The organism is Micromonospora sp. NPDC003241 (assembly GCF_053589795.1).
Map to the genome: position 1 here is coordinate 22,134 of NZ_JBSFSO010000065.1, position 9,679 is coordinate 31,812.

Below are 9,679 nucleotides of genomic sequence, written 5' to 3' on the forward strand. Positions count from 1 at the left end.
CGTCGCCGGGTCCGCGCGGCAAGCCCCAAGCATGGGGGCGGTGTCCGCCGAGGGCATGCTGGTCGTCCAGGAGCCGACTCCGCAGCCGCTCACGGTCAGGTCAACTGCTCACCTGGGAGGGGGAGGGGCGACCGCCGGTGGCCAGCGCCGACCCCAGGAGCCGGGTCCGTACCGGCCGAGGTCAGGTCAACTGCGCCGCTGTGGCGGTGTCCGCCGGGGCACGGTCCGCGACACGAAAGCCGACTGGCCCGTTCCTGCAGGTCCATCTGTGCGTCAAGGCAGTCTTGACGTGGCTGGCCGGGCAGCCCGCTCCCAGGAGGGACGAGTCGACGTACGCTCCGGATCCGTATCGTGGCAACCATGTCACACGGCCTGCCTCTTCTCCTGCTTGACGTCGACGGGGTTCTGAACCCGTTCGGGGCCGACCAGTGTCCATCTGGCTACGAGGAGTTCGACTTCTTCCCGGACGAGGAACCGGTACGGCTGTGCCGTGCTCACGCGGCTTGGCTTCGGGAGTTGGGTAACCGGTTCGAGATGGCCTGGGCAACCGGGTGGGGTGCCGAGGCGAATCGACTTCTCGCGCCGGTGCTACAGCTTCCACAGCTGCCCGTGATCGGCTTTCCTCCAATCCCGTTCGAGCCACGGGAGAAGGTGCCGGCCGTCGCCAGTTATGTCGGGTCACGACCTGCGGTGTGGATCGACGACGCGTTGACGCCGGAGGCATGTACCTGGGCGGAGGGGCGTAAGGCACCGACGCTGCTAGTCGATGTTGACCCGGTCGAAGGGTTGACCCAAGCGGCAGTCCTCCGGGCGCTTGTTTGGGCTGAGAACTTGCTTGCCGGCGAGCGGAGCTGGTGACGCAGCATCTCCGACGCGGGGCACACATGGGGCACAAGACAGCGTCAAACCTCGGCAACCAGTAACCAATGGCGTGAGCCGCCGACGGGCCGAGACCAGTACTCCCAATATCGTGACGCAGGTCAGGCCACGGCGGCTCTGAGTTCCGCTTCAACGTCTGATACTCGGGCTGGGTGACGACCGGGGCGGCCGACACCGGACGCCCACGGACGATAGGGGACTGTTCAAGCAGCTCATGCCGGTTACTCGCCCAGCTCATTGACGGGAGGTGGTTCCTTCACACCGAAGCCGTCACCCTCCCGAATGCCCCGAGCCGCGCTCTAGGATGATCTGCCCGCAGGGCGGCGACGACGGTTGCGGCCAAGTCAGATGAGGCAGGACGAGCATCAGGGTGCTGATGCGAAGCTACGCCGGAAGCGACACGTGAGGAGACCGTGAAAGTGGCCGGATCGCTGCGAGAGCCGCTCAACCCGGAACAGAAACACCTGATCCGGGTCATCTTCGAGCAGTTCGACCGGGCCGGCGAGTGGCCAATCTGGCAGTACGTCGACCTAACGCTCGAGTCCCGGTTCGGCGTAGACAACGCTGCCGACGTCCTTGCATCGCTCCCGAGCATCGGGGAGCGGAGTCCGACGTCATTGAGCTATGGACTGACGTGGCGCCAAGACTCCTACGCGCCGGTCCGGCTGGATGCGCCGATCGCGCTCACCGTCGCCGGCCTGCGGTACGTGCCGGAGGCGGAGCCTCTTCTCCGGTCGTTCATAACCACAATCCGGCACTTCGTCGACCGGAAGCGAAACCTCGTCCCGTCCCCGACCAACGTCGTCGAGGCCACGGTGACCAGCGCAGAAATCAGGAACGAACTGTCGACCGCTAGCATCGGCACCGGCGCGGCCCCACCTCCGGAGGCTCCGATGCGCAAGCTCCGCCAGCTGCTCGCCCACGAGCCATTCCTATATTCCGTTGTGCACAAGCCCGACCCGGCGAAAGAGGAGTGGACGGTCCAGGTGCCGGCGGTGCTGCGCGCCTACCGCGGCTTGGTCTCAATCGATGATTACCTCGACCGCGTCATTGAGCAGGTAGCGCCACCCGGTCCGCCGAGCGTGCCACTGTCATTTGGTGCGCTCGACATTCCGTACGCGGTCGGCTACCTCGATGCCGTGTGGAGGTACCGGACTGGGTCACACCTGTTCGTGAACCTCGACCCTGCAAGTGTCGCCCGCCTCACCCAAGAATGCGGTAGCGAGGAGGAGTTCAACTCCCTGATGAGCGCCCTGGCGGACGTACTGGGCCAGGTTGTCAAGCCTGGGCAGGCTTCACCTCCGCAGGGCGGGGCGCTCGAAGCCGTCCGGGACCACCTCTCAGCAGTCCTTGACGTCGAGGCGGCGGATCGGGTCGCTGCCGCGATCGAAACGCTCATCCACCTGCGTCGCCTCCGCGTCAGTGCCCAGCACGGTGACGCCCGGCACCGCGCCGTGACAGCATTCCAGCAGATCGGCCTGGCATTTCCGCCCGTGAGTTGGCAAGTAGCCTGGGCGCACGTCGCTGCTACGGCTAAGGGCGCCTTGGACGTGCTACGTGAAGAGATCCACGTCGGCCTACCGTCAGTCTAAAGTCACTGGCGGCGCGGCCGGTCACGGCAAGAGGCGGCTATTGACAGCAACGGTGACAGCAACCACCGGGGACGAAGACGGCCGTCGGCGGCCGAGCACAGACCGTCGCCCGAGGTCGCAAACGCGGACGGACACTGCCCGACGACGCGCCCAGAGCTTACAAGCGAGGGGTCCGGATGTCACTTGGGCGTGGGGCTAGTCCTGGTGTGTGAGGGGTTATTAGGGGTCGGGCTGGTCGGTAGCGTTGGCGATGGTGGCGGCCAGTGGGTCGGTGCTGCATCCTGCGCTATGCGAGGGGGTTCCGGGTGGATTCCTTGCCGGAGTTGACGTTCGGGCAGCGGTTGAAGGTCTACCGGGAGCGGTCCGGGAAGTCTCGGACGGTGCTGGGCGGGTTGGTGGGCCGCAGCGCCGAGTGGGTCAAGGCGGTGGAGACGGATCGGATTCTGCCGCCGCGTATTCACATGCTGGATCGGATCGCGCGTGCTCTGAAGATCGACGTGTCTGCGTTGGCGGCGGAGTTGGGCGATCGGTCTGCTGTGGTCAACGGGCCGGAGCATCCTGCGCTGGTGTCGGTCCGGGCGGCCCTGAATCAGGTCGTGCTTCCCGATGACGCGCCGCCGGAGTCGTTGTCGGGTCTGCGGGAGCGGCTTGCGGCGGGGTGGCGGGCGCGTCATCAGGCGGCGGATCACCGTACGGTGCTGGGCGGGTTGTTGCCGGGGTTGCTGCGGGACGGGCAGCGGGCCGTGTTGGCGTACGACGGTGACCAGCAGCGGGAGGCACAGGCCCTGTGGGCGGAGACGCTCGGGCTGGCACAGATGTTCGTCGCCTACCAGCCTGCCGCCGAGTTGCTGTGGCGGGTGACGGATCGGGCGATGGTGGCGGCGCAGGAGTCCGGTGATCCGGAGGCAATCGCTCGTGCGGGGTGGTTCCTGTGTCAGGTGCATCGGGAGTCCGGCGACTGGGACACCGCGATGAGGGTGACGCTGGAGGTGCTGTCGGCGTTGGAGTCGAGGTCGGCTGACGGGAGCACGAATCTGTTGGCGTTGTGGGGTGCGCTGAACTTCGAGGCCGCGTACACGGCTGCTCGTGCTGGTGAGGAAGGTCGTGCCTGGCGGTACTGGGACCGCGCGGACCAGGTGGCGCAGCGCCTGCCGGAGGGCTTCTACCAGCCGCAGACGTCGTTTTCCCGGGTCATCATGGGCGCTCATGCGGTGACGGTGGCGGTGGAGTTGCAGCAGTCGGGCGAGGCGGCGCGGCAGGCCCGTCGTCATGATGCGGCGGCGATTCCGTCGAGGCCGCGTCGGGCACGCCACCTGATCGAGGTCGCGCGGGCGTACTACGGCAAGGACGACAAGGAAGCGACCGTGGCGACGCTGCGGCAGGCGTACGAGTCGGCTCCGGAGACGATCCGGTTCAACGGGTACGCCCGCCAGATCACCATGGACCTGCTCGACGGTCCGCGTTCCACCCGGGATGCCGCCCGTGACCTGGCGACGAAGGTCGGACTCGTCTCCTGAACCAGGGGTAGGAACCTTACCTATCCCGCCCGGCCACCGACCGTAGCTTCTCGCTCACGGGATGCGGTGGTCGGTGCGAGTCACGCCCGGCCGCCGTGTCTCCCAGCCAGAGGGCGACCGAGCCGCCCTCGTGAGCGACGAGGGAGGGTACGTGCGGCGCGTCTCGTACGACAGCTATCTGTCCGCCACCGCGTTGACCTTCGCCCGGCGGCATCGGCCGGTGTGGTCCTGGCAGCACTGGCGGCGTATCTGCACCTGCGGGGCTGACCTACCGTGCCGGGCCCGGCACCGGATACCGATCAACCGAGGACACTGGCCGCAGGCGGAGGATCAGCGGTGAGCAGCCATGGCCCGGTCATGCCGATCTGGAGCTGCGGGGGCTGTGACCTGCCGTGGCCGTGTCCGACGCGGCGGCGGGAGCTGCGCGCGGAGTACGCGGACGCGCCGGTGTCGCTGACCCTCTACCTCGGGGCCTACCTCGTCCAAGCCGCCGAGGACATGCCCTGGGCACCTGCCGGCACCCTGCACCGCCGCTTCGTCGGCTGGACCAGGCAGCCGCCGGAAGTACAGCAGCGAAGTACGGCGACCGTGTCAGCCGAACTCGACCGGCAGGAGCGCCACCAGGCCGGATGACCTCGAAAGACCCCCGATCCGACCGGCCTGGCGTGAGTCCACACCCGTCTCCGGTGACCGATCGAGGGATGCCAGCCGTGGGTCACACTTGGGGCGTGCAGAGGTCCTTGGGCGATGGTTGGTCGATCGAGCTTTCCGATGTTTGGACGCGGGAATGCACCAAGGCCGGCGTCACAACATGGCGCGCGCCCGGCCGCACGATGCGGGTCTCGCCAGGAAAACCATGGCGGTGCGCCGATGGGGCCGACATCATCGCCTCGCTCGATGCCGAACTGCCACCAGACCCAACAGGCAAGGTGGGTGAGGGTGGCCGAGCCGGGGTCGGTCATCGTGCCGCCTGGATCTACCACCGAGACGGCGATGTCGAGTTCACCCTGTACGGCTACAACTTCGTTGACGAAACGTACCTGGAAACGGTCTTCACCAGCGCGGACACGGCCGACCTCAGATGGGCCCTCGACGCTTGGCGTTCGGTGGCTCGATCCGTCGGGTACTGACTGAACTCGTCGGAATGCATCGGTTGACCTCAACCTAAGGTGAGGTTGCATGCTCTCGCTGTTCGCGTCGGCGAACGGACGGGAGCGGATGCAATGCGGGTGGTTCAGGCAGTTCGTTTCGGGGAGCCCGAGGTGCTGGTGCCGGCTCAGGTGCCTGACCCGGTGGCCGGACCGGGCCAGGTCGTGGTCAGTGTGGCGGTGGCGGGCATGACGTTCGTCGAGACGCAGATCCGGCGTGGCACCGACAGGTGGCATGAACGGCCGGAGTTGCCGTACGTGCCGGGCAGTCTGGTGGCCGGGTTGGTGAGCGCGGTCGGCGCGCAGGTGGATCCGGCGTGGCGGGGGCGGCGTGTCCTGGCCGGCACGGGAGAGACCGGCGGTTTCGCCGAGCAGGCGGTGGCGCTGGTCGGGGACCTGTTTCCGGTGCCGGACGGCCTGGGCCTTGCGGAGGCCACCGCCCTGTACAGCGACGGCAGCACGGCGCAGGGGCTGGTCGAACACGCCACGATCGGCGCCGGTGAGTGGGTTCTCGTCGAAGCGGCGGCGGGTGGGGTGGGCAGCCTGTTGGTGCAGCTCGCCCGTGCGGCGGGCGCGAGGGTGGTCGGAGTTGCTCGCGGTTCGCGGAAGCTGGATGTGGTCAGGGATCTGGGCGCCGACGTGGTAGTCGACTACAGCGAACCGGGCTGGACCGGGCGGGTACTCGAAGCGACCGGTGGCAGGGGAGCGGATGTCGTGTTCGACGGTGTCGGCGGCCAGATCGGGCGGGCCGCGTTCGAGGTGACGGCCCGTGGCGGTCGTTTCTCGGTGCACGGTGCCGCCAGCGGTGAGGTCACGGTCATCGAGCCCGCCGAGGCGCACCGCAGGGGCGTGGAGGTGATCGGCATCGAGCAGTTGCTCGGGTTCGGGCCGGAAGTGGCGCGGTGGGCGGAGCAGATGTTCGCCCAGGCGGCGGCGGAAGTCGTCCGGCCGGTCATCGGGCAGACCTTTCCGTTGGAACGTGCCGCCGATGCCCACGCGGCGATCGAGAACCGCACCGCGGTGGGCAAGACCCTGTTGCTGATCTGAGTGCCTGCCTCGGATCAGCTTTCAGTGCGGGACGGGCCGGGACACTCCGCGCCGTACGAACCGTTAGGCTGCACGCGACCTACCTGGCGCTCAGGGGAGTCCGCGCTGACGCGCGCTCGCTGAGGGGGTCGCCATGCCGTTTTCGTCAGGTTCAGGTGCGGTCACCGGGCAGCCGATCTGGGACATGCTCGGCGCCAAGATGCCGAGCGGGGTTCTCGGGCTGAGTGACCCGGACGTCCATCTGATCGAGGGCCGCTGGGTGATGTTCATCGGCGGGTTCTCCACGAGCTTCCGTAACCGGCTCTACCAGGCGCGGCTGCCCGTCGGCACGGGACCGGACCAGGCCGGGTGGGTGCTCGACCGGCGTCCGCTCGTCGCCGACCCGCCCAAGGGAGCGTGGGACGCGGGCGGCATGCACACCCCGAGCTACGTGCCACCCCACGCCGGCCGTGGTGCGCGCATCTACTACGCCGGCCGCGCCGGCGCACGTCACTATGGCAGCGGCAGCGCGTACGCGATCGGTCTCCTCACGCAGGACTCTCGTGGGCGGTGGGTGCGACAGGGGACACCGGTCCTGTGCGGATGGCCGGGGCGACCCAGCGTGCTCGAACCGCTCGTCATCGCCGTCGACACCGGTTACCGGATGTGGTTTCTCGCCACACCACACGAGGTCGCTCCCGGCGAGCAGCCCGACTTCGAGTTGCACGTGACCGACAGCAGCGACGGTGTCCGGTGGGAGCCTGCCCGGCGCTTCGCCACGAGTGCGGAGGGCTACTTCGACAACGCCGTCTATCCGATCCCGAGCGGGTGGGAGATGACGGTGGCTCGCGGCACCAACCTGCACGGCACCACGCCCTACCCGGAGCAGGGGCTGTGGGTGATGCGCGCCGCCACTCCGTCGCCGGACCGCGCGGTCTGGTCGACGCCCGTACGCGTGCTCGACACCGCCGCACCCGGCATCCCGTCGTGGATGGCCCGCGGAGTCTGCGGCCCCTCGGTCGTCCCGCTGCCCGACCAGCGGCGGATCGTCTTCCTCACCGGCACCCACGATGTCGACTCCTGGTGGCGGGCCACCAGGCGACGGATGGCTCACACAAGGCGGACCGCCGTGCCGTCGCCCTATTTTCTCGCCACCGGCACCATCGAACTGACCGTCATGGAGTGAGTAGCTCGGTGCCTACAGGTATGGCCCTGACGGTCAGATCGAGCGGACCGGGGAACGACAGGGGATGCCGCCGCCGGCCCGCTCGACCAGAAATACACCGATCGTTCTAGTTGATGCTGTCGATGACCGCGACTTCCTCCGAGCCGACGCACTCGGTGGGCACGTCTGGGAAGCCGTCGCCCAGGGGTGGGCTCTGGTAGCCGCCACCTGCCTCGAAGGAGTCGCCTACCTTGATGTCTCCCTTGCCGGGCACCGTCACTCCCGTCTGACCATCCCCGAGGAGCGTGGTGCCGTTCGGCCAGGCGAGGAGGTAGACACTGCCCTCGGCGGTCCGCACGGCGAGGCACCATCCGTCGGCGACGATCAACTCTCCTGCAATCTGCGCATCCCGGCCGCCATCGGATGCTGGCGCGACGATTGTGCGTACGCCGTCGGATTCGACCACCTGCCCGCCACTGGCATCACCGCCGCAGCCGGTAAGGGTGCCCAGGCCGACGAGCGATACCGCGATCAACCAGCGCGGCCATCTTCTGTCATTGCTTACTCGCACGGTGCCTCCCGAGGGTTGGCGTGGCGGATGGATCGCGCGCGGTGTACGAGAAGTGGAGCCGGGCAGGCGTCGTTCAGGGCGCGGTACGGCGGAGACCGTCGACGACGAGCGTGATGACCTGATCCGCGTGACTGCGGTAGCTCGGGTGGTCGTGGGTGGCGGAGATGCCGTGCAGAGCGATCATGACGGCGTCGGCGCTCACGTCGTCGCGGATGGTGCCGGCCTCGGCGGCGGAGGCCAGCAGGTCGGTGATGACCTGGTGCAGGGACTGGGCGCCCTCGGCGAGCGTGTCCGAGCGGGTGGCCATGAGCGTGGCGAGGGTGCGGGCGAGGCCCTGGTGGGCGTGCAGGTGGGCCACGAAGTCACGCAGGAAAGACTCTAGCGCCTCGTCGGCGGGAAGGGTGGCGTGCAGCTCGCGGGCGCGGTCGCACAGCGCGGCGAGTTCCTCGCGGTAGACCGCTTCGGCCAGGGCCTCCCGGGTGGGGAAGTGGCGGTAGAGCGTGCCGGTGCCCACGCCGGCCAGCTTGGCGAAGTCGTCGAAGCGCAGGTTGAAGCAGTTCTTCGCGAAGAGTTCGCGGGCCTTGGCGATCAGGGCTTCGCGGTTGCGGCGGGCGTCGGCGCGGAGCGGCTTGGCGTCGGTCATGTGGGGTCCCGTGTTGACAAGTGGAGACTGTCTCCATATTTTTGAAAGTGGAGACTGTCTCCGATTATAGGGTGCGAGGTGGCGCTTGAAGGTCTTGATGTTCGGGCGGGGCGTGATCGGTGCAGCCTACGGGTGGGCCCTGGAACGGGCCGGGCACCACGTCGAGTTCTACGTCCGGCCGGGGCGGGCGGCGGCGTACGGAGATGCGATCGACGTTGATCTGCTCGACGCGCGACGGCGGCCGTGGGGGAAGCGTGTCGTCGAGAAGTGGCCGGTGCGCCTGCGCGAGTCGCTGGAGCCGGACCATGACTTCGACCTGATCGTGTTGAGCGTGCAGCACTACGGCTTCGCGGAAGCTGCGGCCTTCCTGGGGCCGCGCGTGGGCGGGGCCACGGTGCTCGTCTTCAACAACCTGTGGGTCGAGCCGCTGACCGCCATCGAACACCTCCCCACCGAGCAGGTGGCCTGGGGCTTTCCCGGGGCCGGCGGTGGTTTCGGCGACGACGGGGTGCTGCGCGCGTCGCTGCTGCCCATGGTCTTCCTCGGCACTCTCGACCGGCCGCCCACCGAGCGCGAGCGGGCCGTCCGCGAGGTGTTTCGCGGGGCCGGTTTCCGGATCCAGGAGAACTCCGACTTCCGGGGCTGGTTGGCGATCCACTTCGTCCAGAACGCGGGTCTGCACACGCAGAGCCTGCGGCGAGGTTCCCTGTCCACGCTGACGCGAAGCGACCTACGCGAGGCGATCCTTGCCGTCCGCGAGCTGCTACCGCTGGTCGAGGCGCGGGGCGTCGATCTGCGGCGGCATCGATCCTCCCTGCTGCCGTTCACCGGGCCTGTCTGGCTGGCCGCACCGGCACTCGCCGGGATGTTCGCCCATTTCCCGCCGGCGCGCAGGGTGACGACGGCGCACGCCAACCCCGAGGAGTTGCGCGCGGTCTGCCGGGACACGCTTGCCGAAGCGCGTCGGCTGGGGGTGCGGGTGCCCCGGCTGGAGGCGGCCGAGCCGTACTTCGCGGACGCGGCGGCGTCCGGGGTGTAGGAGCTGTTTGTAAGGAGGGGTCCCCTGCTAACGCCTGGTGTATAGCAGGGGACCCCTCCTTACATCCGACACCGCGCGTTGCCGAACCTGGAGCCGCCC

General features: G+C 68.5%; 11 protein-coding genes. 9 read left to right on the plus strand and 2 right to left on the minus strand.

Features of this window, described 5'->3' with window-relative positions:
- The first annotated feature begins 360 nt into the window (after window positions 1-360).
- The 8 genes from ACWDVW_RS30555 (at window position 361) to ACWDVW_RS30590 (ending at window position 7,348) form a co-directional block, all read left to right on the plus strand.
- Complete coding sequence (locus ACWDVW_RS30555; RefSeq protein WP_449955860.1) at window positions 361-858, plus strand: HAD domain-containing protein; 498 nt, start codon at window positions 361-363, stop codon at window positions 856-858.
- Between the two features lie 440 nt (window positions 859-1,298).
- Window positions 1,299-2,471: a hypothetical protein gene (locus ACWDVW_RS30560; protein WP_449955862.1), complete on the plus strand. Its 1,173-nt coding sequence runs from the start codon at window positions 1,299-1,301 to the stop codon at window positions 2,469-2,471.
- Between the two features lie 305 nt (window positions 2,472-2,776).
- Window positions 2,777-3,988: a helix-turn-helix domain-containing protein gene (locus ACWDVW_RS30565; protein WP_449955865.1), complete on the plus strand. Its 1,212-nt coding sequence runs from the start codon at window positions 2,777-2,779 to the stop codon at window positions 3,986-3,988.
- 130 nt (window positions 3,989-4,118) lie between these two features.
- Window positions 4,119-4,328: a hypothetical protein gene (locus ACWDVW_RS30570; RefSeq protein WP_449955867.1), complete on the plus strand. Its 210-nt coding sequence runs from the start codon at window positions 4,119-4,121 to the stop codon at window positions 4,326-4,328.
- Window positions 4,325-4,621 carry a hypothetical protein gene (locus tag ACWDVW_RS30575; protein WP_449955868.1) on the plus strand — a complete coding sequence of 99 codons (297 nt, stop codon included), beginning with the start codon at window positions 4,325-4,327 and terminating at the stop codon, window positions 4,619-4,621. Before ACWDVW_RS30570 ends, ACWDVW_RS30575 begins: the two co-directional genes overlap by 4 nt.
- Window positions 4,622-4,716: 95 nt before the next feature.
- Window positions 4,717-5,118 carry a hypothetical protein gene (locus tag ACWDVW_RS30580; protein WP_449955870.1) on the plus strand — a complete coding sequence of 134 codons (402 nt, stop codon included), beginning with the start codon at window positions 4,717-4,719 and terminating at the stop codon, window positions 5,116-5,118.
- A gap of 132 nt (window positions 5,119-5,250) precedes the next feature.
- Entirely contained in the window at window positions 5,251-6,183 is a 933-nt protein-coding gene (locus ACWDVW_RS30585; protein WP_449955872.1) for a zinc-binding dehydrogenase, read from the plus strand.
- 133 nt (window positions 6,184-6,316) lie between these two features.
- Window positions 6,317-7,348, plus strand: coding sequence for a hypothetical protein (locus tag ACWDVW_RS30590; RefSeq protein ID WP_449955875.1), 1,032 nt, complete (start codon window positions 6,317-6,319; stop codon window positions 7,346-7,348).
- Between the two features lie 106 nt (window positions 7,349-7,454).
- On the opposite strand, the gene ACWDVW_RS30595 is transcribed toward ACWDVW_RS30590, so the two are convergent.
- Complete coding sequence (locus ACWDVW_RS30595; protein WP_449955876.1) at window positions 7,455-7,898, minus strand: hypothetical protein; 444 nt, start codon at window positions 7,896-7,898, stop codon at window positions 7,455-7,457.
- A 73-nt stretch (window positions 7,899-7,971) separates the two neighbouring features.
- Window positions 7,972-8,541: a TetR/AcrR family transcriptional regulator gene (locus ACWDVW_RS30600; RefSeq protein ID WP_449955879.1), complete on the minus strand. Its 570-nt coding sequence runs from the start codon at window positions 8,539-8,541 to the stop codon at window positions 7,972-7,974.
- An 85-nt stretch (window positions 8,542-8,626) separates the two neighbouring features.
- On the opposite strand from ACWDVW_RS30600, the gene ACWDVW_RS30605 reads away from it, so the two are divergent.
- Window positions 8,627-9,580, plus strand: coding sequence for a ketopantoate reductase family protein (locus ACWDVW_RS30605; RefSeq protein ID WP_449955881.1), 954 nt, complete (start codon window positions 8,627-8,629; stop codon window positions 9,578-9,580).
- Window positions 9,581-9,679 lie beyond the last annotated feature (99 nt).

Excerpts from the sequence above, each read along its gene's own strand:
- ACWDVW_RS30590 (WP_449955875.1), top strand. The coding sequence starts at position 6,317 with ATGCCGTTTTCGTCAGGTTCAGGTGCGGTCACCGGGCAGCCGATCTGG.
- ACWDVW_RS30600 (WP_449955879.1), bottom strand. The coding sequence starts at position 8,541 with ATGACCGACGCCAAGCCGCTCCGCGCCGACGCCCGCCGCAACCGCGAA.
- ACWDVW_RS30555 (WP_449955860.1), top strand. The coding sequence starts at position 361 with ATGTCACACGGCCTGCCTCTTCTCCTGCTTGACGTCGACGGGGTTCTG.